Source organism: Streptomyces sp. NPDC090021, from assembly GCF_044748225.1.
In the GTDB taxonomy this organism is placed as follows: Bacteria; Actinomycetota; Actinomycetes; order Streptomycetales; family Streptomycetaceae; genus Streptomyces.
Genome location: NZ_JBIVFO010000015.1, coordinates 48,721 through 75,702, shown reverse-complemented (window position 1 = coordinate 75,702; position 26,982 = coordinate 48,721). Strand labels below are relative to the sequence as shown.

Annotated in this window: 22 protein-coding genes; 9 read left to right on the top strand and 13 right to left on the bottom strand. The window is 73.6% G+C overall.

From position 1 onward, the window contains the following. Nucleotides 1-231: 231 nt before the first annotated feature. The 3 genes from ACIPXC_RS14425 to ACIPXC_RS14415 all read left to right on the top strand — a co-directional run bounded on the left by ACIPXC_RS14425 (nt 232) and on the right by ACIPXC_RS14415 (nt 3,275). Entirely contained in the window at nt 232-2,265 is a 2,034-nt protein-coding gene (locus tag ACIPXC_RS14425; RefSeq protein WP_401616964.1) for an FAD-dependent oxidoreductase, read from the top strand. Nucleotides 2,266-2,311: 46 nt separating this feature from the next. Then, nucleotides 2,312-2,725 carry a PaaI family thioesterase gene (locus tag ACIPXC_RS14420; RefSeq protein ID WP_401616961.1) on the top strand — a complete coding sequence of 138 codons (414 nt, stop codon included), beginning with the start codon at nt 2,312-2,314 and terminating at the stop codon, nt 2,723-2,725. Between the two features lie 97 nt (nt 2,726-2,822). Further along, on the top strand, nt 2,823-3,275 hold the full coding sequence (locus ACIPXC_RS14415; protein ID WP_401616959.1) for an SRPBCC family protein: 453 nt from the start codon (nt 2,823-2,825) through the stop codon (nt 3,273-3,275). Between the two features lie 14 nt (nt 3,276-3,289). Here the strand turns inward: ACIPXC_RS14415 and ACIPXC_RS14410 are convergent, their stop codons facing one another. From ACIPXC_RS14410 to ACIPXC_RS14390, 5 genes are all read right to left on the bottom strand, one after another. Next, nucleotides 3,290-4,864: an alpha/beta fold hydrolase gene (locus ACIPXC_RS14410; RefSeq protein ID WP_401616956.1), complete on the bottom strand. Its 1,575-nt coding sequence runs from the start codon at nt 4,862-4,864 to the stop codon at nt 3,290-3,292. Between the two features lie 166 nt (nt 4,865-5,030). Beyond that, nucleotides 5,031-5,636, bottom strand: a complete 606-nt coding sequence (locus tag ACIPXC_RS14405) for a hypothetical protein (protein WP_401616953.1) — start codon at nt 5,634-5,636, stop codon at nt 5,031-5,033. A gap of 139 nt (nt 5,637-5,775) precedes the next feature. Further along, complete coding sequence (locus ACIPXC_RS14400) at nt 5,776-6,774, bottom strand: SCO0930 family lipoprotein (protein ID WP_401616950.1); 999 nt, start codon at nt 6,772-6,774, stop codon at nt 5,776-5,778. A gap of 137 nt (nt 6,775-6,911) precedes the next feature. Beyond that, entirely contained in the window at nt 6,912-8,330 is a 1,419-nt protein-coding gene (locus ACIPXC_RS14395; protein WP_400735789.1) for an NADH-ubiquinone oxidoreductase-F iron-sulfur binding region domain-containing protein, read from the bottom strand. Nucleotides 8,331-8,359: 29 nt separating this feature from the next. Further along, nucleotides 8,360-9,262 (bottom strand): hypothetical protein, encoded by a 903-nt coding sequence (locus tag ACIPXC_RS14390; RefSeq protein WP_401616943.1) that lies wholly within the window; start codon nt 9,260-9,262, stop codon nt 8,360-8,362. Nucleotides 9,263-9,847: 585 nt separating this feature from the next. On the opposite strand from ACIPXC_RS14390, the gene ACIPXC_RS14385 reads away from it, so the two are divergent. Continuing rightward, the gene (locus ACIPXC_RS14385) at nt 9,848-11,149 is read left to right on the top strand and encodes a PucR family transcriptional regulator (RefSeq protein ID WP_401616940.1); all 1,302 of its coding nucleotides are present in this window, start codon (nt 9,848-9,850) and stop codon (nt 11,147-11,149) included. A gap of 595 nt (nt 11,150-11,744) precedes the next feature. Here the strand turns inward: ACIPXC_RS14385 and ACIPXC_RS14380 are convergent. From ACIPXC_RS14380 to ACIPXC_RS14365, 4 genes are all read right to left on the bottom strand, one after another. Beyond that, nucleotides 11,745-13,127 carry a DUF1996 domain-containing protein gene (locus ACIPXC_RS14380; protein WP_401616938.1) on the bottom strand — a complete coding sequence of 461 codons (1,383 nt, stop codon included), beginning with the start codon at nt 13,125-13,127 and terminating at the stop codon, nt 11,745-11,747. A gap of 9 nt (nt 13,128-13,136) precedes the next feature. After that, nucleotides 13,137-13,814, bottom strand: coding sequence for a DUF4142 domain-containing protein (locus tag ACIPXC_RS14375; RefSeq protein ID WP_401616935.1), 678 nt, complete (start codon nt 13,812-13,814; stop codon nt 13,137-13,139). Between the two features lie 579 nt (nt 13,815-14,393). Beyond that, nucleotides 14,394-15,092 (bottom strand): sigma-70 family RNA polymerase sigma factor, encoded by a 699-nt coding sequence (locus tag ACIPXC_RS14370; protein WP_401616932.1) that lies wholly within the window; start codon nt 15,090-15,092, stop codon nt 14,394-14,396. A gap of 250 nt (nt 15,093-15,342) precedes the next feature. After that, nucleotides 15,343-16,080 (bottom strand): hypothetical protein, encoded by a 738-nt coding sequence (locus tag ACIPXC_RS14365; RefSeq protein ID WP_401616929.1) that lies wholly within the window; start codon nt 16,078-16,080, stop codon nt 15,343-15,345. Between the two features lie 194 nt (nt 16,081-16,274). Here ACIPXC_RS14365 and ACIPXC_RS14360 point away from each other — a divergent pair, with 194 nt between their 5' ends. The 3 genes from ACIPXC_RS14360 (at nt 16,275) to ACIPXC_RS14350 (ending at nt 19,319) form a co-directional block, all read left to right on the top strand. Then, a complete protein-coding gene (locus tag ACIPXC_RS14360; protein WP_401616927.1) occupies nt 16,275-17,480 on the top strand; it encodes an MFS transporter in 1,206 nt (401 codons plus the stop codon). After that, the gene (locus tag ACIPXC_RS14355; protein WP_401616925.1) at nt 17,477-18,604 is read left to right on the top strand and encodes a sugar ABC transporter permease; all 1,128 of its coding nucleotides are present in this window, start codon (nt 17,477-17,479) and stop codon (nt 18,602-18,604) included. Before ACIPXC_RS14360 ends, ACIPXC_RS14355 begins: the two co-directional genes overlap by 4 nt. Nucleotides 18,605-18,902: 298 nt before the next feature. Next, nucleotides 18,903-19,319, top strand: a complete 417-nt coding sequence (locus tag ACIPXC_RS14350; protein ID WP_401616923.1) for a hypothetical protein — start codon at nt 18,903-18,905, stop codon at nt 19,317-19,319. A gap of 131 nt (nt 19,320-19,450) precedes the next feature. Here ACIPXC_RS14350 and ACIPXC_RS14345 read toward each other — a convergent pair whose 3' ends face one another. Continuing rightward, nucleotides 19,451-20,629, bottom strand: coding sequence for an acyl-CoA dehydrogenase family protein (locus ACIPXC_RS14345; RefSeq protein ID WP_401617164.1), 1,179 nt, complete (start codon nt 20,627-20,629; stop codon nt 19,451-19,453). A 253-nt stretch (nt 20,630-20,882) separates the two neighbouring features. Here ACIPXC_RS14345 and ACIPXC_RS14340 point away from each other — a divergent pair, with 253 nt between their 5' ends. Next, nucleotides 20,883-22,712, top strand: a complete 1,830-nt coding sequence (locus ACIPXC_RS14340; RefSeq protein WP_401616920.1) for a CoA transferase — start codon at nt 20,883-20,885, stop codon at nt 22,710-22,712. After that, nucleotides 22,709-24,367 carry an AMP-binding protein gene (locus tag ACIPXC_RS14335; protein ID WP_401616917.1) on the top strand — a complete coding sequence of 553 codons (1,659 nt, stop codon included), beginning with the start codon at nt 22,709-22,711 and terminating at the stop codon, nt 24,365-24,367. Before ACIPXC_RS14340 ends, ACIPXC_RS14335 begins: the two co-directional genes overlap by 4 nt. A gap of 161 nt (nt 24,368-24,528) precedes the next feature. Here the strand turns inward: ACIPXC_RS14335 and ACIPXC_RS14330 are convergent, their stop codons facing one another. From ACIPXC_RS14330 to ACIPXC_RS14320, 3 genes are read right to left on the bottom strand one after another with little or no spacing between them, the layout of a single operon-like run. Further along, on the bottom strand, nt 24,529-25,335 hold the full coding sequence (locus tag ACIPXC_RS14330; RefSeq protein ID WP_401616915.1) for an ABC transporter substrate-binding protein: 807 nt from the start codon (nt 25,333-25,335) through the stop codon (nt 24,529-24,531). Beyond that, complete coding sequence (locus ACIPXC_RS14325) at nt 25,293-26,162, bottom strand: metal ABC transporter permease (RefSeq protein ID WP_386459771.1); 870 nt, start codon at nt 26,160-26,162, stop codon at nt 25,293-25,295. Before ACIPXC_RS14325 ends, ACIPXC_RS14330 begins: the two co-directional genes overlap by 43 nt. Further along, nucleotides 26,159-26,794: a metal ABC transporter ATP-binding protein gene (locus tag ACIPXC_RS14320; RefSeq protein ID WP_401616911.1), complete on the bottom strand. Its 636-nt coding sequence runs from the start codon at nt 26,792-26,794 to the stop codon at nt 26,159-26,161. Before ACIPXC_RS14320 ends, ACIPXC_RS14325 begins: the two co-directional genes overlap by 4 nt. Nucleotides 26,795-26,982 lie beyond the last annotated feature (188 nt).

Sequence of the window (26,982 nt, the reverse complement as noted above, 5' to 3'; positions counted from 1 at the left end):
CCGGGTGCCGGGTGTCCTGCGGAAGGTCCAGCAGGGCGCGGACGGCGAGCGCCGGGGCCGGGCGCCGTGCGGCGCCGACGGCGTGAACTCCGCCACAGGCGCGCGCGGGCCGGGCCCCGGAAACAGGCGAACGGGGCCGGTTGGCCCCCGACCTGGTTTTGCACCTAGTTGCAAAATGGGCCCGCCCTCGCTAGAACAGGTTCATCACCCCCGTGCGAGGAGGCACACCCGATGAATCCGCAGAGTTCCCAGAGCCGGTACCCGCACCTGCTGAGCCCCCTGGACCTCGGCTTCACCACCCTGCCGAACCGCGTGATCATGGGATCGATGCACACCGGCCTGGAGGAGCACGAGGGCGGCTTCGAGCGGCTCGCCGCCTTCTACGCCGAACGCGCCCGCGGCGGCGCCGGCCTGATCGTCACCGGCGGCATAGCCCCCAACGACGCCGGCCGCCCCTTCGAGGGGGGATCCCGCCTCACCACCGAGGAGGAGGCCGCCGAGCACCGGGTGATCACCGACGCCGTGCACGCCGAGGGCGGGAAGATCGCGATGCAGATCCTCCACTTCGGCCGCTACGCCTACCACGAGGACCTGGTCGCGCCCAGCGCCATCCAGGCCCCCATCAGCCCCTTCGTCCCGAACGAGCTCTCCGACGCCGAGGTCGAGCAGACGGTGGAGGACTTCGTCCGGGCCGCCCGGCTCGCCAAGCTCGCCGGCTACGACGGCGTCGAGATCATGGGCTCCGAGGGCTACCTGATCAACGAGTTCATCGCCGCCGCGACCAACAGGCGCACCGACCGCTGGGGCGGCGCGTACGAGAACCGCGTCCGCTTCCCGCTGGAGATCGTCCGCCGCACCCGCGAGGCCGTCGGCGAGGACTTCATCCTCGTCTACCGCCTCTCCATGCTCGACCTGATCCCCGGCGGCTCCACCCTCGACGAGGTGGTCCACCTCGCCAAGGAGATCGAGGCGGCCGGCGCCACCATCATCAACACCGGCATCGGCTGGCACGAGGCCCGCATCCCCACCATCGCCACCTCCGTCCCCCGCGGTGCCTACACCTGGGTCACCAAGCGGCTGATGGGCGCGGTCTCCGTCCCGCTCGTCACCAGCAACCGCATCAACACCCCGGAGATCGCCGAGGAACTGCTCGCCGACGGCCGCGCCGACCTCGTCTCCCTCGCCCGCCCCTTCCTGGCCGACGCCGACTTCGTCGCCAAGGCCGCGGCCGGCCGCCCCGAGACGATCAACACCTGCATCGGCTGCAACCAGGCCTGCCTCGACCACACCTTCAGCGGCAGGATCACCAGCTGCCTGGTCAACCCGCGGGCCTGCCACGAGACCGAGCTCGTGCTCTCGCCCACGAAGCTGAAGAAGCGCGTCGCGGTCGTCGGCGCCGGCCCGGCCGGCCTCGCCTGCGCGGTCTCCGCCGCCGAACGCGGCCACACCGTCACCCTCTTCGAAGCCTCCGGCCACATCGGCGGCCAGCTCGACATCGCCCGCCGCATCCCGGGCAAGGAGGAGTTCGAGGAGACCATCCGCTACTTCGGCACGCAGCTCGCCGCCCACGACATCGACGTCCGGCTGGACACCCGCGCCGACGTGGAAGCCCTCCGGGGCTACGACGAGGTCGTCGTCGCCACCGGCGTCACCCCCCGCATCCCCGACATCGAGGGCGTGGACCACGCCCATGTCCTCAGCTACCTCGACGTCCTGCGCGACGGCGCCCCCGTCGGCGAGCGCGTCGCCGTCGTGGGCGCCGGCGGCATCGGCTTCGACGTCGCCGAGTACCTCACCGACAGCGGCGAGGGGGCCTCCCAGGACCCGGACGTCTACTTCCGCCACTGGGGCGTGGACACCGCGTACGCCGGACCCGGCGGGCTCACCGCGCCCGAGCGCCCCGCGCCGCCGCGCCAGGTCCACCTGCTCCAGCGCAAGGCCACCAAGGTCGGCGCCGGCCTCGGCACCACCACCGGCTGGATCCACCGCGCCGAGCTCAAGCACCGCGGTGTCGTCTCCGTCGCCGGGGCCGCCTACGACCGCATCGACGACGAGGGCCTGCACATCACCGTCGGCGGCGAGCAGCGCCTCGTACCCGCGGACACGGTCGTCCTGTGCACCGGTCAGGAGCCGCGCCGGGACCTGTACGAGGCCCTGCGCGCGGCCGGCGTGGAGGCCCACCTGATCGGCGGCGCCGACGTGGCGGCCGAACTCGACGCCAAGCGGGCCATCCGCCAGGGCACGGAACTCGCCGCGAAGCTCTGACCGAAAGGGGATTGTGGCGGTCCGGGCGGGCCGCCACAATCTCCCGGTGACGTTCTCTCCCGCAGACGCAGACAAGATCCTCGCCGACAACTTCGCGCCCTGGGTGCTCGCCCTCGGACTCACCGTCCAGGAGACCGGCGAGCGGCACGCCGTCCTGCGGCTGCCGTGGGCCGCAGGCCTCGCGCGGGACGGCGGCGGCCTCTCCGGGCAGGCCATGATGGCCGCCGCGGACACCGCAACCGTCGTCGCGATCTCCGCCGCGCGCGGCGGGTACGGCCCGATGACCACCGTCCAGCAGTCGACGAGCTTCCAGCGGCCGGTCGTCGACGCCGACGTGCTCGTCCACGTACGGGTCACCAAGCTCGGCAAGCGCATGGCCTTCGCCGACGTCACCCTGACCCCCGAGGGCGCCGACGAGCCCGCCGCCACCGCCTCCACGGTCTACGCGCTGCTCGGCTGACCGCGACCCGTACGCCCCCGCCGGGTCCCGACGCTCGGCGGGCGCGTCGGCCGGGGCTCTGGGAGCATGGCTGGGGTAGTCGCACCGAGGAGCGGACATGTCCGGACAGTTCGAGGCGAGCATCGAGATCGACCGGCCGGTCGAGCAGGTCTTCGCCTATCTCGCCGACGGACGCAACGACCCCGACTTCAGCCCGCGCGTCCAGCAGATCACCAAGACCCCCGACGGTCCTACCGCGCTCGGCACCGTCTTCCGCAGCACGGTCAAGGACGCCGGGATGAAGACGGCCCGCGAGTTCCGCATCACCGGCTTCGACCCGCCGTACCTGATCCGCTGGACCGAGCAGAGCCGCAACCTGGTCACCGCGCAGGGCGGCTATGACCTCGTGTCCCTCCCCGGCGGGCGCACCCGGGTCCGGATCTTCAACACCCTGGAGGGCCACGGCCTCGGAAAGCTCCTCGTCGGCGTCGCGGTGAGCGCGGCACGCAAGGACGCCCCCGACTTCGGCCGCCGTATCAAGGCGGCCGCGGAGGCGTCCCTCGCGAGCTGAACCCCGGGGCCGGGTCAGAACCGCCCGGGAAGCCCGGGGAGGGGCAGCGGCTTCGCCGGAGCGGCTCCGCGGCCCTCGGCGGCGACCCCCGCCGGGTTCTGGCAGGTCACGTCCCGGGCGGGCAGCCTGCCCGTGGCCAGGTACTCGTTGACCGGGGCGTTGGCGCAGGAAGCGGTGTCGAACAGGTACACCCCGTGGCCCTCACCGCCCGCCGCCAGTACCATCCGCGAGCCCTTGAGCGCGCGGTGCAGGCCCTGACCGCTGGTGAGCGGCGTCTGCGAGTCCCATTCGTTCTGCACCGTCAGCACATTCGCCTTCTTGCGCATCGGTGTGGCCGCCTCCACCGGCCGGTCCCAGAAGGCACACGGCTTGATGTTGGACGCGAAGTCCCCGTACAGCGGGTACTTCACCTTGTCCTTGGCCGCGTCCCGCTCGTACTGCTCGGTGTAGCGGGGCCAGCTGCCGGTGTCCCCGCAGACCACGGCCCAGAAGACGGCCGTGGCGTTGTCCGTGGGGGGCTGCTCGGCCGCCCGCCCCAGCAACTGCAGCCTCAGCGCCTTCAGGTCCGCGCCCTCCGGCTGCGGCCTGCCCTCGGCGGCCGCCTTCAGGGCCGCGACCAGCGGTGTGGCCTGCGTCGGGTAGAAGAACACCGCGCGCGCGGCCCGGATCATGTCTCCGTCGACCGTGACGCCCTCGAAGTCGAAGGGCTCCCGGTCGGCGCGCTCCACCAGCCCCCAGAACGTGTCGGAGACCGCCTCCGGGGTGTCGCCGAGCCCGTACTCGGCCGACCGCTGCGCCGCCCACCGCGTCCACCGCGCGAAGGCGGGCTCGGCCTCGGTGGCCCAGACCTGGATCATCCCGCGCCAGATCCGCTGCGGGTCCACACCGCTGTCGAGTACGAAGCGGTCGGTGCGCTCCGGGTACATCTGCGAGTACACCGCGCCGAGGTAGGTCCCGTACGAGTAGCCCAGGTACGACATCTTCCGCTCGCCGAGGACCGCGCGGATGGTGTCCATGTCGCGGGCCGTGTTGCGGGTGGTGATGTGCGGCAGTACGTCGCCGGCCTTCTCGCGGCACTTGTCGGCGACCGTGCGGGCCCACGTGACGTCGGAGGGGAAGGTCTCCGGGCGGTAGGCGCGCTCGAAGGCCTGCTCGGCGTCGTTCAGCCCGCAGGTGATGGGGCTGCTGGCGCCGGCCCCGCGCGGGTCGAAGCCGATCAGGTCGTAGCCGTCCCGGACCTCCTTGGGCATCAGCCCGTCCATCAGCAGCGGCAGGTCGAGCCCGGTACCACCGGGGCCGCCGGGGTTCAGCAGCAGGACGCCGTGGTGTTTGGCGGGGTTCTCGCTCTTCATCCGGGATATCGCGATGTCGATCGTGCGGCCGTCGGGACGCCGGTAGTCGAGCGGGACCTTCAGCGTGGCGCACTCGTACGAGGCCGGCTGCTCGGGGTCGCACCGGTGCCAGGCGGGCTTCTGGGTCAGGTGGCCGGCCGCGGGAGCCGCGGCGGCCTGCGTCGAGGCCAGCAGGGGCACGGTGGTGGCGATGAGTCCGGCGGTGGCGAGCAGCGGTGCGAGGCGTTTCAGACGCAAGGAGCTGTTCCTTTCGGTGAAGTCGCTGACGAATCCACCTTGTTGCACGTCCGGCCCCGGCCGAATCATCCCGGAGGGCCGTGCCGTGTGCTCCTCACGAATGAGCCGATACAGGACACTGGCCGACACGCCGCCGCCGGTTCGGCCGCCGGGTCCGCCGCCCGATTCAGCTTCCCGCGGGGGGAGTCGAGTGCCCGGAGTGCTCCGAGGAGCCGGCGGGCGCGGAGGGCGCCGCCTCCCCGCCCGGCGCCGGGCTCCCGGAGGGCGCGGCCCCACCGGAGGGTGCGGCGTGCCCGGAGGGGTCCGTGTGCCCGGACGAGGGCCCGTCGTGCGCGGTGCCGGTCTCCACGGAGCCGCCGAGCCGTTCGCGGAGCGCGTTCAGGGCGTCCGCAGACTGGGTGGTGACGACCCAGCGGTCACCCACCAGGTAGACCCCGCCGTAGGCGCGGGCCTCGTCCAGCCAGGCGCTCAGCCCCTTCTGGGCGGCGAAGGTGACCATGCGGTAGGCGCCCTGCTCGGTCTGGCAGCCGCCCTGCCGCAACTCGTCTGCCTCCATGCTCACTTCGGCCGTGCAGCCGATGGCCGTCGCGATCTCCTCGATCGAGGTCGCGGGCTTGGCCGCCTCCCCGGAGGCGGGCGTGGCCGCGGGCCCGGAGGCGGGCGTGGCCGCGTGCCCGGCGCATCCTCCGCACAGCAGCACGGTGACGCACGCCGCGGCGACGGCCGCGAGCGACGGGCGGATCCGGAGGGCGGGGCGGGCGGTGGACGGCATCGGGACCTCACGGGCTGATCGGGGGAAAAGAGGTCGTGGTGCCCGGGAGGGGAGGGGCCCGGGCACCACGCGTTTCGGGGGTGTTGTGCTGTGGGGTGCTGTGCGCCGCGTGCAGCCCTTGGGAGTGGGCTCCGCGGGCTCAGCCGGTGGCCGTCACCTTCTTGCCCTTGTCGGAGACCGCGAACCAGACGCCCTTATTGCCCTGTCCGTTGATGTCACCCGGTTCCTTGTCACCGGTGAAGGTGTACAGCGGCCAGCAGTCGATCGTCAGCTGCTCGGTCCCGTCGGGCCGCTTGAACGTGCCTACCAATTCGGCGGGAATTCCCTTCACCAATTCCTTGTCGACGGCCTTGGCGGGCTTCCACGTGTTCAGGCAGGCGCCGAGGCAATTGGTCTTCATCGGCCAGGCGCTGTCCTTGTCGAACCGGTAGAGCGTGCGGCCCTCCGCGTCCGTGAGGATGGCGCCGAGCTTCGTGTCCCGGTTGACGCCGATCGGGTCGGCCTGCGTCTTCCCCTCCCCGCCGGCCTCGCCCGCACCGCCGCCCGCGCTCGGGTCGGCGCCGGAACCGGAGCCCGCGTTGTTGCCGGCCTTCGCCGGCTTGCCGTCGGGCGCCAGCACGTGCCAGGTCCCGCCGACGCCCTCGCCGAGGGTGTCGCCGGCCTTGGTGTCCTTCGCGTAGCGGTACACCGGCCAGCCCGCCAGGGTCAACTGCTTCGTGCCGTCGGCCCGTTCGACCGACCCGAGCAGGCTCTTGTCGATGCCCTCCCCGGCCGACGCGTCGTCCGCGGAGACCGCCGGCCAGGCCGCGGCACAGTCGCCCTCACAGTTGGACTTCGGGGGCTTCGGCGTGTCCTTGTCGAACCGGTAGAGCGTGAACCCGGCGCTGTCGGTGACCGTGTTCCCCAGCTCCGTGGTGGCCTGCACCTTGAGCTCTCCGGCCGGGCCGGACTTCACGGTGTCGGCCGCCGGCACGGCGCCCGATCCGCCTCCGTAGCCGTCGTAGCCGGACCCCGCCTGTTTGCTGTCGCCCACCGGCTGGACCAAATCTCCCTTTCCCGCGGAGTTGTCGCCGCTGCCGCATGCGGCGGTCAGCATCAATACCGCGACGGCCGACCCGGCGAATACTCCACGACGCATTTTCTTCACGATCTCTCCTTCAGGTCAGGATTCGCGTTCTCGTGCCTTGGGTAATTTCTACGGGGCTGGTGGCGGAGAATGCCGATCTCCTTCAGAATTTGTCAGATCGCGCCAACATTGAACCCGGGGGTATTGGTTCAGTCCTGGATGCGCAGTGCGAGGGCGGGGCAGCGGCGCACCGCGCGCTGGGCCTTCTGCCGCAGCTGCGCGGGCACGGGCATGGACGCCTGGGACGGGTATCCGTCCGCGTCGAGCCGTACGACGTCCGGGAGGATGTCCACGCACAGCCCGTGGCCCCGGCACAGCGTCCAGTCCACGAGCAGGCGTTCCTCCGGGGTCTCGTCCTTCGGCAGGGGCAGCGCCCCCACCACCCGTCGGCCGCAGCCGCTGCCGAGGGCGTGGTCGCGGAACTCGTCCGGGAACGCCGCGAGCGCCGACGCCACGAAGGCCGCGGTGCCGTCCGGATGGCTGCACGCGCCCCGGCGCCGTACCACTTTCATCCGGGCTTCGATGGTCTCCAGCGCGCTTCTTCCGCCGCCTCTGACCGCGTCCTCCACCACGTCGGCCAGCGCGGGCAGGCCCCGGAAACAGGGGCCGCACTGACCGGCCGTCTCGTCCGCCATCCACCGGGTCACCTTCGCCACCTCGCCGGCTGGGCAGGTGTCGTTCGGCAGGGGCAGGACCGCTCCCGCCCCCAGTACCGCGTCGAAGGCCGCAAGGGATCCCCGGGACAGGTCGGCGATGCGCGCGGACCCGGGATCCAGCCATTTGCCGTGGTAGCCGCCCACCAGGACGCCCTGGCCCGGATCGAGGCCGCACAGCTCCAGCACGTACGCCAGCGAGGTCCCCAGGGGTGCCTCGACGACCGTGGAGCCGGCGATGGTCAGCATCACGGTGCCGGGCTCGGACGGCAGACCCACGGACCGGTAGTCCAGCGCACCGAGGCGTGCCGCCACGGCGAGCTGGGCGTAGGTCTCGGTGTTGGAGAACAGGGTGGGCATGCCGCCCAGACCCCGCTCGCTGGTCCGGATCTTCTGCCCCGACGGCAGCGTCGGCCCCCCGTTCAGGCCGTTGACCATGGAGGTGCTCTCCCCGGTCACGAACCGTTCGGGCAGGGCCTGCACCCGCACCTGGCGGCCCGCGGGGCCGCGTTCGGCGACGGCCGCGCGCAGAGACTGCTCCACGTCGGGCCGGGTGACGCCGATGACGACGTCGTCGGCGCCGACCGCGGCGGCGGCCAGCAGGGCTCCGTCGAGCACCAGGTGCGGGACGTGCAGCAGCAGCGCCTTGTCCTTGAGGCAACTGGGCTCGCCCTCACTGGCGTTGACGACGACCGCGGTCCCCGTGTCGCGCCCCTCGCTCGCGCGCATGACGGCGCGGAGCTTCCTGGCGAAGGGGAACCCGGCCCCGCCGCGTCCGCGCAGGTCGATGTTCTCGGCGAGGTCGACGAGCTCGTCCGGCCGGTAGCGCGGCAGTTGTCCGTGCGTGGTCAGATGGGCGACGCGGTCGAGCCGGGGGGCCTGGTCGAGACCGGCCAGCAGTCTGGGAGCGCCCACACAACCGAGGCTGGGGCGCGGGAAGCCGCTCACAGCCGCCACTCACGGGTGACGAACTGGTCGCCGTCCATGCCCGGGGCCGTGCCCATGCCCGCGGCGGTGCCCATGCCCCAGCCGGCGTCCATGGAGGAGCCGGCCGGGTCGGCCGCGTACACGGCCTTGAGAGCGGGTTGGTCGTCCATGGGTGGCGCGGCCGGTCCGGTGAACTTCTCCCGGTTGCCGGCCGCCCGGCTCCCGGAGGCCCGGGCGCGCGACTCCCGCCGCTGCCTGGGCACGGCGGCCACGACGGGCGGCTCCGGAACGTCGGTCGGGCCGGGGGAGCCGGACGCCGAGTCGTCCATCCTGGCCTTGAGCCGGAACGCGAGCATTCCGGCGACACCGAGCAGGCACAGGGCGTACGACACGGTGACGTAGAGGTCGGCGGCGCGTCCCGCCTTCAGTCCGTGGACCAGTGAGGCGCCCCACGCCGGATAGGCGGCGAAGTGCAGGGCCCGCCACCACAGGGACCGGCCGTTGGTGGCGAACACGCTGCGGACCGCGCCGGAGACCGCGACCGCTACGAAGAGGTACCCGGCGAGACTGCCGAGCCCGATCAGCACGGGCTGTCCGACATCGGTGAACGGCACCGCCGCCGCGGACGCGGTCGTCCGCTGCTCGGCGACCTTGACCCATATGTGGAGGGCCAGGAAGCCGAGCCCGGAGACGGCCAGGCCGCGGTGCACGCCCTGGGCCAGCAGTCGGTGACCCGATTTCAGCAACAGCCGGTCGGTGGAGATCAGCCCCCACAGGACGGTCGAGGTGAGCGAGACGAGCGAGAGGACGCCCGCCCCGAAGTCGAGGAAGTCCCAGAGCTGCGAGAAAGCACCCGCGCGGGCGGCCACGGTGAGGGAGAGGATGGCCGCGCCGACGGCGCTGAGTGCGCCCGGACTCATCCGTCCGGGTGTCGGCAGCAGGGAGGGCCGCCGGACGGCCCTCCGTCCTGCGGCCGGAGCCGATGCCGCGTGTCGGCTCTTACGGCGCGCCCTGTGCGGGCGAGGCATGTGCGGCTGGGGCAGGGGCATCCAGGTCTCCTGTGCGCCTGGGCTCCGAGCGCTCCACCTCGCGCTCGGCACCCAGGGGGTCGTTGTCGTCTGTGCCCGGCCGCGCTGTGGAACTCCGCGCCGGCCGAGGGAACTTGGGGCCGGAGTGCAGCAGCATCGTGGAGCGTCACATCAGCTCCACAGGATTTATCGAAACGTGATAATTTCTCGCAGCGCGTCTCCGGCGCATCGAACAACACCGGAAGATTCCCCTCCAGCGGAGGTTGCGACAGGCCACCGCACCCGCCCGTCACCTACGCATCCTGGACGGCAAAAAGAAGGCAAAGTCCCGGGACCGTGGGTGGTCGGACCTCTCCAGGAGGGAGTACGAGGGCCGCAACTCCCATGTCGGACAGAGCTGTTGACACGGGAGGCAACCTCGGCGGGCTTGCCGCTCTTCCCCGGGCAGGCCTCACCCCAGCACGAACGAGGAAAACGATGTGCGAACTTCTGAACCGCATCTGGTCCCGCCCCCGAGGCGAGTGGACGCGCGTCCTGCGCAGGGAACTTCCCGCACTGGCCGCCGAGATAGTGGAGGAGCTTCTGCATGGAATTCCGGAACTTTCCGCTCTTGTCGATGACAACGATGCCATTGATGAAGAGCTGCTCCGGCAGCGCGTGGAAGAGGCTCTCCTCACCACCCTCGGCTACCAGGAACGCTCCCGGGAACAAGCACCGGACGAGTGCCAGGAGCAGGAGCAGGCAGAGACCCAGGTCGAAATCGTCGGAACCGAGCACGACACCGCGGGCCGCAGGACGGCCGGCAGCAAGGAGGCGACTTTCACGGACGAGTGCGAGATCACGCACGAGGGCCGGCGCGACCACATCCGCGAAGCGGCCCGCCCGGGCTCCCGCGACGGGATCCGCGAGCCCGCGCGCATGCGCATCCGGTCGAACACCCGGGAAGTGACCGAGGAGGAGAACGGTGAAGGCAGCCGTCCGGGCGAACGGGCCCGCCAGGAGCTGTTCCGGACCCTCACCGACGACCGTGTCGCGTCCGACAGCTCCCTCACCGAGCTCGCCGAGGCGGCCGGATGGACCCTCCCGCTGGCCGTACGGGCCATTGTGCCGGCCACGCCCGGCGAGGCGCAGCAGCTGGCGGGCGTCCTGGAGGACGCTCTCGTCGGAATGTTCGCGGGCCGGCCGTGCCTGCTGGTCCCGAGCCCGGAGCCCGATGTCCGGATACCGCTGGAGCACCTGCTGCGCGGCCGGTTCGCGGCCGTGGGCCACGCAGTCCCGCTCCGGGACACCGCCTCTTCCCTGCGCTGGGCCCTGCGCCTGGCCGCGCTGACCCCCAGTCGGCCGGGCACGGAGGCAAGGGCCGTCTTCGTCGACGACCACCTCTCGACCCTGCTCCTGCTCCAGGACGAACCTCTGGCCCATGCTCTGGCCGCCCGGTGGCTGCGGCCCCTCGCGGACCTGACCCCGCGGCAGAGCGAGCGCCTGGAGGTGACCCTCCTCGCCTGGCTGGAGGGCGGCGGCGCCCCCGAGGCCGCGAAGGCCCTCAGTGTGCACCCGCAGACCGTGCGGTACCGGATGCGGCAGCTGGAGAAGCTCTTCGGAACCGGCCTGCGTGACCCGCGGACCCGGTTCGAGCTGGAGATGGCCCTGCGCAGCCGCCGCCTGATGGCCCAGGTGCGGCGCCAGCACTCCCGCGTGACCCGCAGGACGGCCCGCGTGATCCAGGCGGACTTCACCCCCGTCGTCGTCGGCCGTATGGCCCGAGTCAACGGCCTCTGAACCACACCCCGGACCTCACACCCCTGAATCCACACCCCTGAACCCACACCCTTGACCCGCACTCCTGTGAATCCACATCCCTGGTCCACACCCCGACCCCACACCCCTGATCGACACCCCTGATCGACACCCCTGAACCTCAACAGCCCGGCCCGGCCCCGTCGTCACGGGGCCGGGCCGGGCTTTCGTGTGCCCACGTACGCCGCGGTCGTCCACGGACCGGGGTGCGTGCGGTCCCGGGCACCGTCCGCCGGCACCGGACCTGCGTACGCGTGGTCCCGCGCACCGTCCGCCGGCACCGACGCGGCGTCGCCCGCTCAGCAGACCGTCCGCTGCCGCCGACCGGGCGCCGGTGCGGCCCGCGCACACCGTCCACACCGTCCACACCGTCCACACCGTCCGCGGTCACCGCCGGAGCGCGTGCGTACGTACCCGCGGTCCAGCCCTCCGTGACGGGGCCGAGGGACGGGCACACAAAACGGTGTTGGCCCGAAGCGAGCTTCGGGCCAACACCTGTCCCGGGGCGGGCGCGGGGTGAGGATGGGGGGAGCGCCCGCCCCGGGGGCTGAAGGGGGGCAGCGCCCCGCAGTGGGCGTCAGCGGCAGCGACGACCCTCGTTGATGCAGCTCACGGCCCTGTTCATCAGGCCGTTCGACATCACGTTGATGAAGTCGCCGTGGTCGGTCACCGGCTTGTGGAGCTGCTCGGGGAAGCTGTCCACGGCGATGCGGGAGCCCGGCGACACCCCGTACACGATGCGCTGGACCAGCTGCGGAATGGCCTTGAAGCCCTTCTTGCAGCGGCCGTTGTTGTCGGGGAAGGCCACGTGGGTCCGGTGGTTGGCGCTGTCGGCGTTCCGCCCGTCCCAGCAGCTCTGGAAGGTGAAGGTGCGCACCACGTCACTGCCCTTGGGGCAGATCGGGTACTTGTCCTTCAGCTGGCGGTTCTCGAAGCCGGTGCAGCTCCAGGAGGCGTTGGCGTTGGCCGTGCCGTTGGAGAAGGCCTTGGCGTCACCCGTGATGATGCGCAGGAAGCGGGGCATGGCCGTCACCTTGCCGGTGGGGCTCCCCTTGAACTCGATGGTCACCTGCTTGGGCTGCAGGATGGTGCCGACGTTCCCGTCCTGGCCGCCGCCGGGGGCCTTCGCGTCCCGTTCGGCCTTGCCGTCGCGCAGCCGCAGCACCGGCCAGTAGTAGGTGGACTGGTCACCGTTGCGGCACGTGGTGCGGGCCCTGGCGAGGCTGTCGTTGGTGGAGAAGGCGTCGGTGGACACGTTGCCCACGTAGTCGTGCATGTGGTGGGCGCCGTTGGAGACGCCGGGCGCGACGATGACGTTGTCCGGGTTGAAGTGCTTGTTCTCGTTACGGCCGCACTGGACGCTGAAGGTGCCGTTGGAGGCGCCGCCCTGGACCCTGGGCTTGCGGACGTTCGGACGGACCTTGGTGATGTTCACGAAGTCGTTCTTCGCCGGACCGCTCTTGCTCCCGGCCGCGGCGGACCTGGCGTCGGCCCCGGCCTTCAGCGCCGCGGCGCCGGCCGCTCCGTCCTCCTCGACCGGAGCCTTCTTCATCTCGCAGGAGGCCAGGGAGGCGATCTCCTTCGGGGGCTCGGCCACCCGGTCGATCGCGTCGGACATGCCCTTGATGGTCTGCTCGCGCTTGGCCTTGAGCTCGCCGAGGAGGGCATTGCCCTGGGCCTCGCCGGCGGCGAGCCGCCGGTAGGCGTCCGCCACCTGGTCGTCCAGCTTGGCCAGGTTCGCGTCGACCTCGGCCTTGGCCTGCTCGGGCACCGACGTGAGCTTGTCTCCCACGTCGGGACAGTCGATGGTCGTCATCAACTGCCCCTTGCGGTTGCCGTCCTGGCCCGCGGAGGCGTTGCCGGCGATGAAGGCGACACCGCCGCCGCCCAGCGCGAGCGCGGAGACCACTCCCACGAGCTTGGTCGACAACCGGGAGCGCTTGTGGCCCTTTTGACTCATGCGATCACTTCACTTCGTCGGTGGGACATTGTCGGAGAGCCCGTCGAAGTCGACCAGCCCGGTGTCCTCAAGGACCGTGATGTGGTCCAGCACCGTGGCGTTGGCGGACGTGGCGAGGGCTCGCACCATGGAGTTGCGGGTCTGTGCCCGGATCCCGGCCAGCACGGAGAACACCTTTCCGTGTGCTCGTCGCAGCAGCTGGGTGAACAGTCGTTCGTATTCGTCTCCCTTGGCGCGGTTCATCTGGCCCAGCCAGTCCTGCTGCTGTGCGGTGGGCTGGTTGGGCAGGTCGATGCCGAGGGCCTGGCCGACCTGGATGGCCTGACGGTCCAGTTCGGTGTGGCCGTCCACGAGGTGATCGCCGGCCGTGCGGATCGCGGGGCGCGTCCCGCGCTGCTGGGCCTGCCGCCCGGCGGGCAGCTCCCACAGCCCGGCGAGTCGAACCTTGCGGACGAAGTCCCGGTCCACGGCCGTCAGCGGACCGTACGCCGTGCTCACCGTTCCGAGGCCGTCGTCGTCGCCCGCTGCCGGAGCCGGGGCGGCTGCCGAGACTCGGTCGCCGAACTTGTCCACGGGGACCAGCAGGGCGATCAGGGTGAGCGCGAGTGCGGTGATGACGACGCCGCTCGCGATCGAGTACCGGGTGGCCGTCGACCAGCCTCGGTTGCTTCTCCGCCGCAGTGACAACAATGTGCCTCCTTGCTCCGTGGGGCCGGGAGGTGGCGGGGCAGGGAGTTTCCGCAAGCGTCGTGCGGTGCAACACCCGCATTCCCGGGGGTGACACGGGACGCTAGTGCCCGGGGTGACGCGCCTACGGGAGGACATCACCATCGGATAAACACTCCGGCGAGTCCTGGAAAGGCTGATATCTTGCGCGCGCACCCCCTGATGCGGGCCGACGCGGCTCGTGCCGGGCACTCCGCCCTGCGCGTCCTGCGCTGCGCGCTGTGTCCCGCGCCCCGTGCGTTCCGTCCTACGCGGCAGGCTCCTGCTCGGGGGCGAGGTCGCGACGTGACCGGGCTGGGGCCGATCGCCGCGGCCGTGCGGGAGCGACTGGGGTTCGAAGCCGCCCACGCAGACCCTCAGAGGCGTCGCGGCGCTCGCCACCGCGGATGTGCTGTTCGAGGCCGAGGTCGAGGCCGTCGCAGCCCGGCCCTGGCCCTGGCGCTGACCCGGACACGGCCCGGCGGGACCGTCCCGGGCCCGGGGCCCCCGTGGTCCGGGGGCGCCGGCCTGGGACGGTCCGTGCCTGCGGACCGTCCCAATTCAGGCGGGCGAAGCCGCGAGCGCCGCCTCGCGCGTGCGCCGCGGGGCCCGCTCGCCCCGCGCGGCCGGGGCCGCCGGCTCCGGCGCGGTCGTGGGGGTGTCGGTCAGCAGCGCGACGAGGGAGGTCCGCGCCCGGGCCACGCGGGAGCGGACCGTGCCGATCGGGCAGCCGACGGCCTCGGCCGCCTCCGCGTAGGGGAGGCCGAGCAACTGCGTGAGGACGAACGCCTCGCGCCGTTCGGCCGGGATCGCGGCCAGCAGTTCCGCCAGGGCGATGCCGTCCTCGAAGCCCGGTACGTCGTACGGCTGGGCCTGCTCGGCGGCCGTCTGCCAGTCGCAGCGGTCCGACAGTCTCGGCCGGGCGGCGGCGTGGCGCAGGCTGTCCACGACGGTGCGCCGCGCTATGGACAGCAGCCAGGTACGCGCGGAGGAGCGGCCCTCGAACCGGTGGAGGCTCGCGAGCGCCCGCAGGAACACGTCCTGGGTGAGGTCGTCCGCGGCCTGGGGGTCGGCGCTCAGATAGGCGACGTAGCGCCAGACGTCGCGGTGGAGGGCGCGTACGAAGCGGTCCGTCTTCGCGCGGTCGCCGTCCCGGGCGGCGAGTGCCAGCCGGGTCACCGCCGCGTCGGAGGTCTCGGTGTGCCGGGCCGGACGCTCACCGACGGTACCGGACTGGATGGTCGTCAGGGCAGGAGTCATCGCCAAAGGTCCTTATGTGCAAGGGGAGTCCGGCACCGCGCCAAGGGCGGGGCCGGTGAGGGGCACGGCCTGCCCGAGGGCACGGCCGAGGGCCCGAGGCGCGGCATCCGCGTGAGACATGCGGTGCACGCAATGCGTCGGACGCATCAGGTGCACGAGGGGCATGTGAGGTCTGTGAGGCGCGCGAGGCGTGCGTAAGAGCAGTCGCGGATGCGCATGCAGATGCAGATGCGGCTCGGGTGACCAGCTGTCAGAGGACAGCGGTCGCCGTCGGCGGACCCCGGGTGGTGATGGCGTGGACGAGGAACAGCTGCCGCGGTGCGCGCGTCCGGCGCCGCCGGCGCACCCGCGGGCGCGGCCGGTGCGCCGGGGCGACCGGTCGGAGCAACAGGCGCAGCGGGGCCCGCAGTCGTGCGGCGACGGCGCGCACCACCCGGAAGAGGCCGCGTTCGCCGTGGGCGAGCCACAGTCCGCAGAGCACGGCCGCGAGCAGGTGGGCGAGCACCATCCCGGCCGGTGACATCAACACCGCAGGCATGGCCGAGGCCTCGTGCCCGGTGCCCGCCATGTGCCCACCGCCGGCCATGTGCCCGGTGGCCGGGGCCACGGCGGCCCACGGCGCGTGGGTGCCGTGCTGTGCGTGGGCGGCAGCTTCCGCTCCGGCGGCTCCGACCGCTCCGGCCGGCATCGCCGCCATGGCCGGCTCGGCGGGCGGCCCCGTCAGGGACTGGGCCAGGGAGAACCCCGAGTGGAGCACGGTCTGTACGGCGACGGCGGTGACCGTGACGGCGAGGATCCCGCGCTCACGTCCGGCGAGGGACCATGCCGTCCCCGAGGTGGCCGCGAACCCGAAGGACAACGCCCACCAGGGCACCGGGACACCCGACATGAGCATGTGCCCGGTCGCCGCGAGCAGCACGCAGAGGGCTGCGAACATCACAGCCCTCAGGGCGCGTAAACAGCGGACCGGCTCCATGGCGGGGCTCATCCTCGCACCGGCCTCCCGAGCCGCACACCGGGGTGCGCACTTCCGGACAAGTTTCCGCGGACCCACCATGTCACAGCGGGGCCGCCTGCCTCGTGTGGTGCAGGGCACAGCGGAACGCGGGAACCGGCCCGCCGTTCCAACCGACTGCCTACCCGGTCGATCGAGCGGTTCAACGTCCGGGGAAGGGAGACTTTGTGGCGGCGGAGGGAACGGCGACGGCATCGCCGACGGAGAAGGACGGCGGTGCGGGCCGGCGACTGACGGCGCTCCTCACCAGCGCCATGGCGTTCTCGATGCTGCAACTGTTCCTGATCGGGGCGCTCGGTCCGCGACTGGTGACCGAACTGGAGCTCTCACCGGCCCTGTTGGGGCTGACCACAACGATCGGTTTCGGGACGGCCGCCGCCCTGTCCCCGGCCGGAGGCCGGATCGTCGACCGGATCGGGCCCCGGCGCTCGCTGGTCGCACTGCTCCTCCTCTCCGCCGCGGCACTCGCCCTGATCGGCGCCGCCCCCGGCGCCGGCCTGCTGCTGGCCGCCGTCGCACTGGGCGGCGTACCGCAGGCGCTCGCCAACCCGGCCACCAACAAGGCCGTGCTGCGGGCCGTTCCGCCCGCCCGGCGCGGCGCCGTCACGGGCCTGAAGCAGTCCGGCGTCCAGCTCGGAGCCTTCGCGGCCGGAGCGCCGCTGGCGGCCCTCGCGGGCGGGATCGGCTGGCGGGGCGCGGTGTGGACGGGTGCCGCGGCGGCCCTGCTCACGGGCCTGTGGGCGCTGCGGGTGCTCCCGGCGGACCCTTCGGCTCCGCCGGCCGGCCCCCGTACGGAGCTCGTCCCGCGCGGGATGGTGGCCTGGCTTGCCGCCTTCTCGCTGTTCCTCGGCGCGGGAATCGCCTCCGTCAACACCTACCTCGCGCTCTTCGGCGCGCAACGCCTCGGCATGGGACCGACGGCGGCGGGCGCCCTGGTCGCCGTACTGGGAGTCGCCGGGATCGCCGGCCGGGTGGGCTGGTCCAAGGCGGCCCGTCCGGGGCGTGCCGAATGGCTGCCCGGCTGGCTCGCGTGCGGTGCCCTGGGCGCGGCCGCCCTGCTGGGCGCCGCCCTCGTGGTGGGCCCGCTGGTGTGGGTCGGCGCGGTCGCCGTCGGGGTGTTCGCCGTGTCCGGCAACGCCGTCTCGATGGTGCTGGTCCTCCAGCGGGCCGCCCCGGGCCGGGCCGGACAGGACTCCGCGCTGGTCGCGGCCGGGTTCTTCGCCGGATTCGCCCTGGGGCCACCGCTGTTCGGCCTGCTCGCGCAGAGCGGGCGGTACGGGCCGGGGTGGCTGCTGGTGGCGGCGGAGTTCGCGGCGGCCGCCGCCGTCGCGTTCCTCTGGGCGGTACGCGACCGGCGGCGAGGCACGGCGTGAGCGGCGTGGGCGGCGTGGGCGGCTCGGGCGGCTCGGGCGGCTCGGGCGGGCCGACGGGCCGGGCGCTGGCCGCGGTGATGGCGCGGGTGGCGGTGACCGCGGCCGAGGTGGGCCCCCGCTTCCCGCTGTACGCCGACCCCGCCGACGGGCGGTGGACCACGACCGGCCGCGGCTCGTGGACCGGGGGCTTCTGGGCCGGACTGCTGTGGCTCCGCGCGCGGTACACCGGAGCCGAGCACGACCGGCGGGCCGCCGCGGCGTGCACGGCCCGGCTCGCGCCGTGGACCGCGGCCGACACCGCCACGCGCGGCCTCATCTTCTGGTACGGAACCGCCGCGGCCGGTGACGACGCCGCAGCCGCGGCGCTCCGGGCCCGGGCGGCCCGGGCCTGCCGGTCGGCCTGGGACCCGGGGCTCGGGATCCTGCCCTGGGGCGACGCCCTGGGCGGCCCCCGCCTGCTCGCCCGCGTGGACGCCGTACCCGGCGCCGTGCCGCTCCTGGCGGCCGCCGGGCCCGGCGGGGCGGCCGCGGCGGCCGCCCATCTGCACCGGCACCTGGACCTCTGTCTGGACGGGACCGGCGACCCCTGGTTCCGGCCCGCCCTGGTCCACGATGCGGCCACGGGAGGCTGGCGGCCCTGCGAGGACCCGCCGCCCGGCTGGAGCCGGGGCCGGGCCTGGCTGCTCCTGGCGGTGGCCGACGCGATGCTCCAACCAGCCGTCGCAGCGGGGGACTTCGCCCGTCTCTCCGCGGCGGCCGCCCTGCTGGTCACGCGCGGCGGGGTGCTGACCGGACCGCCGGTCCCGCCCGCCGACACCGCCTGCCCGGACGGTCCCCCCGACACCTCGGCCGCGGCCATCGCGGCGGTGGCCCTGCTGAAACTGGCCCGGACGCCCGGCCCCCGCGCGGAGCAGTACGCGCTCCGCGCCGCGGAGGTCCTCGACCGTCTCATCCGCACGCACCTCACCCCCGAGGGCGGCACCCGCCCGCCCGGCATGCTGCTGGACGGCTGCTACGACGCGGCGAAGGGACTGGCGGTCCGCCACGAACTCGTCTGGGGCGACTTCTTCCTGGCCCTCGCCCTGACCGCCCTCCACGGCCACGTGGACATCGCCCGTATCTAGGGCCTGTATTGAGTTGCCCCGCGGCGTCGCGACGCCCGGCACGCACCCTCGGCGCACGAGCCGAATGTCCTAGTAGCTCCGCTACGAGGATATTCGTCCCGCACGCCGAGGGCACGCACCGAACGCCGCTCCTTGCTCCACGGGGCAACTCAATACAGGCCCTAGCGGGGACCTGACGGGTCGACAGGGTCACGACTCCGTATCCGATCGGAGAACGGTAGGGGAGAGTCCCTTTTGTGCGGTCAGAAGCCGGTAACGTACGCGCGTTCGATCATGTACACGTCCCCAAGGAACCTTCATGGCCACGCCTCCCGCGCCGCAGACCCCCGAGCAGCCCGCCGCCTCCGGCCCGGTCGACGTCCCCGTCGCGCCGTCCGAGCCCGCGAAGAAGAAGGGCACCCTGGGGAAGAAGATCCTCGGCGTCGTCGTGGCGATCGCGATCGCCCTGTTCTGGCGCCTGGGTCTGCCCCACCTGACGGGCGAGGCCCCGGTGCACGCGAAGGCCGGCGACTGCGTCGTCGTCACCGGCCCGGAGAACGACCCCGAGGTCGAGAGCAAGGGCTGCACCGAGAAGGTGGCCGACCTCTACAAGGTCGTCAAGGTCGTCGACAACACCTTCGACCTCGACACGTGCCAGGGCGTGGCCGATGTCGCCCTCGCGCAGCAGCTGGAGACGGACAAGTTCGTCCTCTGCATGGAGCCCGTCCAGAACTGACGCCCCACGCGCGGCCCGCAGGGGCCGGACCCACCGGGTCCGGCCCCTGCGGCGTACCCGCGCGGACCGCCCTGAGCGGGAGTACGCCCGTGGACCCTCCCCTGAACGGCCGGTCCTGACGGCCGGACGCCCTACCCGTCCCAGCCGTGGGCGCGCAGCACTCGGCGGGCCACCGAGGTGATGTGGAGTTCGTCCGGACCGTCGAGGATGCGGGCGGCGCGGCCGGCGCGGAAGAGGGCCGGGAGCGGGGTGTCCGGGCCGAGGCCGGCGGCGCCGTGGACCTGGATCGCGCAGTCGGCGACCTGCTGGAGCATCCGCGCCGCGGCGACCTTGGCGAGGCCGACCTCCGTCCGCGCGTCCCGTCCGGCCGCGATGAGCGCCACCGCCTCCCGGACCAGGGGGCGGGTGGTGCGCAGCGCGAGCAGGGCGTCGAAGACGTGACCCTGCACCAGTTGCCGGTCGGCGAGCGGTCCGTGCGAGCCGTCGCGGGTCGCGGCCCGCTCGCACATCAGGTCGAAGGCCCGCTGTGCCTGGCCGAGCCACCGCAGGCAGCGCAGCGTACGGCCGAGCCGGAGCCGTTCGCCGGCGATGGCCAGGGCGTCGCCGGGCTCGCCGAGGAGGTGACCGGCGGGGACCCGCACCCCGTCGAGGGCGATCTCGTACTGGCCCGTGGCGCCCAGCACGGGGAGTTCGCGCACCACGCGGAAGCCGGCCGAGCCGGTGGGTACCACCAGCAGGGACAGCCCCTCGCGGTCTCCGTCCGCCCCGGAGGTGCGGGCCAGGACGGTCACCAGGTCGGCATCCGCCGCGCCCGAGGTGAACCATTTGCGGCCGGTCACCAGCCAGCCGCCGTCGGGGTGCCGTTCGGCGCGGGTCGCGGTCCGGAACGGATCGGTGCCGGGCACCCCCGGCTCGGTCATGGCGTAGCAGGCGCGGATCTCGCCGGCGACCAGCCGCTCCAGGTACGCCTCGCGGACGCCGGTCCGCCCGTGCCGCGCCAGCATCGTCACGTCGAGCAGCGGGGCCGAGCCCAGCGCGGCGGGACCGTGGTCACTGGCCCCCTCGGCCTCGGCCAGCTCGGCATAGGCCTCGAAGGAGAGTCCGCCGCCGCCCAGTTCGGCGGGGAGCGGCAGGGCCCAGAGCCCCTCGGCCCGCGCCTCGGCGCGCAGTGCGGCCAGGACCCCGGCGGCCTCGGGGCCGCCCCCGTCCAGGACGGACTCCCGGGGGTACACCCGCTCCCGGACGAACCGGCCGACCCGCTCCCGCAGCGCCACCACCTCCGCCTCCCGCCCCGCGCCCCCGGCGGCCACGCCTCCTGCTTCGGTTACGGCATCCGCCTGGTTCGTGCGGGGATCCGTCACTGCTCGCCTCCTCTTTCCCGGGAACTTCCGGGACGCGTACGGACTTCCGGAAACGTTCGGGGGCCTCCGCGAACTCGCGGGAACTCGCACGAACGGCCGACCGACTGTCTGTTCGTGGAACTGGTCGGGCGTGGACGCTCCCCGGTTCCCGCAACCCGCAAGACCCGGGCTGCGGCCACCGCCGCGCCAGGAGAGGAGAGGCATGGCGTCACCAGCCACCACGCAGACGGTCCGGCCGCTCGACACACTGCGCTTCGACGCCTCGGGGCCGCCCCGGATCACGAGCGTCGTCACCGACCACCTGCGCCTGTTCGGCGCACGGACGGACCGCCCCGGCCACGGGGACGCGCCCGCCGCCGGCATCACACTCGGCGGCGGTGGCTTCGAACCGGCGCACGCGACCGCCACCTGGGCGGATCCCGCGAGCGGGCTCGCCGACGAGGCCACCGTGCAGGCCGCCACCGGCATCATGGCCGTGCACGGGCGGCGGGACGGCAGCCCCCGGGGACTGGCCGTCGACTACGCCGCCACCGCCACCGCCGTCCTCACGGTGCAGGGGCTCCTCGCGAACCTCGTGGGCCAGGCCCGCGGCACGGCCGCCGCCCCGGTCACCACCAGCGCCGACCGGGCCGGACTCCTCGCGGTGTCGCAGTACCTCGCGGCCGCCGGCGCCGACGAGGGCGAGGCGGCCGAAATCGCCCCCGGCGGGCCGCCGTTCACATCCGCCGACGGGATCCTCTTCGAACTGGAAACCCTCGACCCGGGAGCCTGGGCCGCCTTCTGGAAGGCGCTGGAGGCACCCGCGGACGCGTTGCGGGGCGGCTGGCGGCCCTTCCAGTTCCGCTACGCCACCGCCTGCGCCCCCCTGCCGGCCGCCCTCCACGCCACCGTGCGGTCCCACGGCTGGGACCGGATCCGCCGCGCCGCGGACCTCTCCGGTGCCGAAGTATGCGCGCTGCGCCCCCTCGCCGAACGGGCCGCGGAGCACGACGGCGCCGCCCCCTGGTCCCTGGTCCCGTCGGCCCACGGCGCCGAGGCCGCCCCCGGCGGGCCGGCGCTGCTTCCGGGGCCCCGCCGTGCGCCCGGCGGGCGGGCCGTCCGCGCGGCGCCGGCCGCCGGACCCCTGGCCGGGCTGACCGTGCTGGAGGCCGGCCGCCGCATCCAGGCGCCGCTCGCCGCGCACCTGCTCGGGCTGCTCGGCGCCGACGTGATCCGCATCGAACCGCCGGGCGGCGACCCGCTGCGCGGCATGCCCCCCGCCTGTTCCGGGATCTCCGCCCGCTGGCTCGCCCTCAACCGCGGCAAGCGGGCCGTCGAGATCGACATCAAGGCGGAGGCGGACCGCGGGCGGCTGCGGGACATGGCGGCGCACGCCGACGTCTTCCTGCACAACTGGGCGCCGGGCAAGGCCGCCGCCCTCGGCCTGGACGCCGACGACCTGGCCCGCGTCAATCCCGCGCTCGTCCACGCCTACACCAGCGGCTGGGCCGGCCGCCTCGACGACGCCCCCATGGGCACCGACTTCATGGTCCAGGCCCGCACCGGGGTCGGCGAGGCCGCCCGCCCCGAGGGCGAAAGCCCCGCGCCCTCGCTGATGACCCTCCTCGACGTCATGGGCGGACTCCTGGGAGCCGAGGCCGTCCTCGCCGGGCTGCTGATGCGCGAACGCACCGGCCGCGGCGTACGGGTCGACTCCTCGCTGCTCGGCGCGGCCGACACGCTGACCGGCCCCGCCCTGCGCCGGGCGGCCCGCGGGGAGAACCCCCGGCGGCCGGCCGGGTTCCGCCACCCGCTGGCCACCGCCGACGGCTGGATCGCACCCGCCGACGACGATGCCCGCGCCGCCGCCGGCCACGACCTGCGCGGCCTGCCCACGGCAGAGGCCCTGGCCCGGCTGCGCGACCACGGCCTGACGGCGACCGCCGTCACCACCGATCTGTCCGACCTGCACCACGACCCGCGATTCGCCGGCTCGATCGGCCGCGACGCGCACGGCGCCCCCGCAGTCCCCGACCCCTGGAGCTTCGTATGACCGCCGACAGGCTCGTACTGCGCGACCTGCTGCCCGCCGAACTCCGCCGCGCCTGGGTGGTCGACGGCACCTGCCCCGACCTCGACCTCTACAGCCTCTTCCGGGCACGCCAGATCGCCGACCTGCACCGCACCGCCGTCATCGACGCCAAGGGCAAGCTCTGCTACACCGCCCTCGACCGCAAGGTGCGCGCTCTGGCCACCGGCCTGCGGGACCTCGGGATCGGCCCGGGCGACGTGGTCGGCGTCCAACTGCCCGACGGCCGGGCCGCCGTCATCGCCGACCTGGCTCTGGCCGCCCTCGGCGCGGTCTCCCTCCCCTTCCCCGTCGGCCGGGGGGTCCTGGAGGCCGAGTGCCTGCTGCGCCGCGCCGAGGCCGTCGCCGTGATCGCCGCGACCGAGCACCGGGCGTTCCGGCACGCGGCCGACCTGCGCACGCTCTCCGGGTCCCTGCCGCGCCTGCGCCACGTCATCGCCGCGGGGCGGCCGGGCACCCTCCCCGACGGAACGATTCCGCTGGCGGAACTGCTGCGCAGCGACCCCGCCGGGTTCGTCCCCGCCCGGCCCGATCCCGACAGTGCCGCCCGCATCCTGGTCTCCTCCGGTTCCGAGGCCGAACCCAAGATGGTCGCGTACTCGCACAACGCGCTGGCCGGCGGCCGGGGCAACTTCCTGGCCTCGCTCATCCCCGACGGAACCCCACCGCGCTGCCTCTTCCTCGTCCCGCTGGCCTCCGCCTTCGGGTCCAACGGCACCGCGGTGACCCTCGCCCGGCACGGCGGCACCCTGGTCCTGCTCGACCAGTTCACGGCGGACGCCGCGCTGGGAGCGGTGCGCGAGCACCGGCCGACGCACGTCCTCGGCGTCCCCACCATGGTCCGCATGATGCTCGAACGCCTCGACGGCAGCGGCGGGGAACTGCCCCCGCCCACCGCGCTCGTCCTCGGCGGGGCGCCGCTCGACGAGACCACGGCCGCCGCCGCGGCGCGGGCCTTCGGCTGCGCCGTCGTCAACCTCTACGGATCCGCCGACGGCGTCAACTGCCATACCGGACTCGGCAGTACGGTGCCGCCCACCGACGGCTCCGGCGTCGTCGCCGGGCACCCCGACCCCCGGGTCGCCGAGATCCGCATCGCCGACCCAGAGACGCACGAGCAACTCCCCGACGGCACCGTCGGGGAGATCATCTCCCGCGGCCCGATGACCCCGCTGTGCTACGTCGGCGCGCCCGAGCTGGACGCCCGCTACCGCACGTCCGACGGCTGGGTCCGCACCGGTGACCTCGGCTACCTCGACGCCGAGAGCGTCCTGCACGTCGTCGGCCGCCTCAAGGACATCGTCATCCGGGGCGGCGCCAACATCAGTCCGGCCGAGGTGGAGCGCGAGCTCACCGCCCACCCCCAGGTGCGGGACGTGGCCTGCGTCGGCGTCCCCGACCCGCTGATGGGGGAGCGGCTCGCGGCCTGCGTCGTGGCCCGGGGGGCCCAGGCCCCCACCCTCGCCTCCCTCGGCGAACACCTGACGGGGCGCGGCCTGGAGCGGCGCAAGCACCCCGAGCGGCTCCTCGTCGTCGCGGAACTGCCCCTGACCGCCGCCGGCAAGCCCGACCGGGCGGCCCTGCGCAGGCGGCTGACCGAGACCGGCGCTCTCCTGTAGAACGACCGCTGTCCGACCCGGGCGGCATGACCGCCGTATGGACGGACTTCTCCAGGGGACGTACGGGAGCGGAGATCATGGTCAGGGACCGCCGCGTCGCGCCCGATACGGGGGAGGGGCCCGGCGGACCTGCCGCCGGGCCCCTCCCGTACGACCGGGGGTCAGGGAGTACCCATGGCCTTCTTCAGCTCCGCAGCCGCGTTGCGGTACACCGGCAGCAGATCGAGGTCGTCCCCCGGGTAGTTGACGATCTTCACCTGCTTGGCGCCCGAGTCCGGCAGGACCGCTCCGGTGGACATGTGGGCGTTGTCCAGCACCAGCGACGGCTTCTTCGCGGCGAGTTCGGCCAGCTGGGCCGGGGTCACCGCCTCCGGCCCGTACGTCCCCACCGTGGTGGCGCCCGCCAGCTTCGCCGACCACGCGGTGAAGACCTGGGTCACGACGGACGGACTGCGGCCGCCCGGCCAGGCGGCCTGGAGCTCCTTGTTCAGCTTCGTGTACTCGGCGTCGAAGCCGGTCTTCCACTGGGCGGCGTCGTCCGCCGTGCCGAACAGCCCGGCCAGCCGGCCGACTTCGGCGGACACCTTGTCGGGGTCGTTGTCGAGCTCCACCTCGACGAGCTTCGCCCCGGACCCCGCGGCCTCCTTGATCTTCGCCGCGTACGGTTCGAAGGGCGCGTACAGCACGAAGTCGGCCTTGGCCACGGCGGCGAGGTCCGAGGGCTTGGGGTCGTAGTCGGGGGCGTGGTGGACGGACTGCGGCACGATGACCTTGATGTCCTCCGCGCCGGCGGCCTTCGCGAGGGCGCCCTCCCAGGTGGTCGTGACCACCACGGACGGCTTGCCGGTGCGCGGCTGCCTCTTGTCCTCGCCGGACGTGGACGAGGCGTCCTTGCCGCAGCCGGCGGTCAGGAAGAGGGCCGCGCTCAGTGCGAGGACGGCAGGGATACGGACGCGGGTGCGCGCCATGAGCTGATTCTCCGTTCGGGTATGAAGTGCACCGCGAGGACCAGCGCCCCCGCGGTCAGGACGAGGACCGGGCCGGGCGGCCAGTCCAGCCACAGGGCCAGGAGGAACCCCGTCAGGTTCACCGTGACGCCGATGCCGACCGCCCACAGGGTGATCGACTTCAGCGAACTGCCCAGGCGGCGCGCGGCGAGTGCGGGCAGCAGGGTCAGCGCGTCGACGAGCAGCGCGCCGGTGAGTTTGATGGCCCCGGCCACCGCGACGGCGACCAGCACCAGGAGCGCGGCCGTGAGCGCCCGCACCGGGACACCGGAGCACAGCGCGAGCTCGCGGTCGTACAGGAGCAGGCCGATCTCGCGCCGCCGCCACCAGAACAGGCCCGGCACGGCGACGGCGAGGACGCCGAGGACGACCAGGTCGGGGGTGCCGACGGACAGGATCGACCCCCACAGCAGGGCGAAGGCGCCGGAGGCGTTGACCCCCGACACGGCCAGTACCAGCAGGGCCGCCGCGATGGCCAGGCTCATCAGCAGCCCCATCGCCCCCGAGAGGCCGTCGGGCGTACGGGCGAGCGGGGCCACGCCGGCACCGGCCAGGGCGCAGGCGACCAGCGCGCACAGCATCGGGTCGAGCCCCGTGAGCAGGCCCACGGCGATGCCCAGCAGGGCCACGTGCATCATCGCGAACCGGACCGGCATGATGTCGAGCCCGACGATGACGACACCGATGACGGGCAGCCCGACGGCGGCCAGCAGCAGGGCCGCTCCGGCCCGTTGCACCGGCAGCAGCTGCAGGAGTTCACCGAGGTCCGCGGTGGCCAGGGTCGTCACCGGACCTCCCGCAGCCGGCCCGCGGCCATCTCCAGCACACGGTCGCAGCGGTCCGCCAGGGCCCGGTCGTGCGTCACCACGATCAAGGTCACCGGCAGCGAGGTGAGCACGTCGGCCGCCTCCGCCTGTCCGTCGAAGTCGAGGGCGGCCGTCGGCTCGTCCGCCAGGAGCAGTTCGGCGCCTGCGGCGACGCATCCGATCGCCCGGGCCAGGTACATGCGCTGCAACTGGCCGCCGGACAGGGTGTGCAGGGGCCTGCCGGTCAGCGCGCCCACCCCGAGCCGGTCCGCCGCCTCGGCCGCTTCCGCCGGGGCGTTGCTCCCGGCCAGCAGTTCGCTGCCGAGCAGGGGGAAGCGCCCGGCGGCCGGCTTCTGCGGGATCCAGGCACAGGCCCGGCGCCGCCACGCCCACTCCGCGGGGGAGCGGCCCTCCCGGCCACCGACCAGGATCGAGCCCGCCGTCCGGGGGTGCAGGCCGAGGACGGCGCGCAGGAGGGTGGACTTGCCCGAGCCGTTGGTCCCGGTCAGCGCCACGCGTTCGCCGGCGGCGATCTCCAGGTCCACGTCGGCGACGGCCTCCACCCGGCCGTGCCGGCAGACGACCCCCCGCATGCGCACGTCCAGTCCGCCCATCACACGCCTCTCGATCGTCCTCGGCCGCGCGGGACGGCTCGGCTGCGCCTCCCACGTGCCAGTAGTCGGACGCGGTGCGTCCGGGGTTCCCGCCGGTGCCGGACCGATTGCGCCGGGCCGCGGCGCGCGGGGAAACCGGGCCGTCCCGGCCCGGGCCGGCGGCGTTCGACGGATGCCCCCATTGGGCC

Excerpts from the sequence above, each read along its gene's own strand:
- ACIPXC_RS14380 (WP_401616938.1), bottom strand. The coding sequence starts at position 13,127 with ATGAGTCAAAAGGGCCACAAGCGCTCCCGGTTGTCGACCAAGCTCGTG.
- ACIPXC_RS14400 (WP_401616950.1), bottom strand. The coding sequence starts at position 6,774 with ATGCGTCGTGGAGTATTCGCCGGGTCGGCCGTCGCGGTATTGATGCTG.
- ACIPXC_RS14390 (WP_401616943.1), bottom strand. The coding sequence starts at position 9,262 with ATGAGTCCGGGCGCACTCAGCGCCGTCGGCGCGGCCATCCTCTCCCTC.
- ACIPXC_RS14335 (WP_401616917.1), top strand. The coding sequence starts at position 22,709 with ATGACCGCCGACAGGCTCGTACTGCGCGACCTGCTGCCCGCCGAACTC.
- ACIPXC_RS14405 (WP_401616953.1), bottom strand. The coding sequence starts at position 5,636 with ATGCCGTCCACCGCCCGCCCCGCCCTCCGGATCCGCCCGTCGCTCGCG.
- ACIPXC_RS14350 (WP_401616923.1), top strand. The coding sequence starts at position 18,903 with ATGGCCACGCCTCCCGCGCCGCAGACCCCCGAGCAGCCCGCCGCCTCC.
- ACIPXC_RS14415 (WP_401616959.1), top strand. The coding sequence starts at position 2,823 with ATGTCCGGACAGTTCGAGGCGAGCATCGAGATCGACCGGCCGGTCGAG.
- ACIPXC_RS14330 (WP_401616915.1), bottom strand. The coding sequence starts at position 25,335 with ATGGCGCGCACCCGCGTCCGTATCCCTGCCGTCCTCGCACTGAGCGCG.
- ACIPXC_RS14370 (WP_401616932.1), bottom strand. The coding sequence starts at position 15,092 with ATGACTCCTGCCCTGACGACCATCCAGTCCGGTACCGTCGGTGAGCGT.
- ACIPXC_RS14320 (WP_401616911.1), bottom strand. The coding sequence starts at position 26,794 with ATGGGCGGACTGGACGTGCGCATGCGGGGGGTCGTCTGCCGGCACGGC.
- ACIPXC_RS14365 (WP_401616929.1), bottom strand. The coding sequence starts at position 16,080 with ATGAGCCCCGCCATGGAGCCGGTCCGCTGTTTACGCGCCCTGAGGGCT.
- ACIPXC_RS14425 (WP_401616964.1), top strand. The coding sequence starts at position 232 with ATGAATCCGCAGAGTTCCCAGAGCCGGTACCCGCACCTGCTGAGCCCC.
- ACIPXC_RS14340 (WP_401616920.1), top strand. The coding sequence starts at position 20,883 with ATGGCGTCACCAGCCACCACGCAGACGGTCCGGCCGCTCGACACACTG.
- ACIPXC_RS14385 (WP_401616940.1), top strand. The coding sequence starts at position 9,848 with ATGTGCGAACTTCTGAACCGCATCTGGTCCCGCCCCCGAGGCGAGTGG.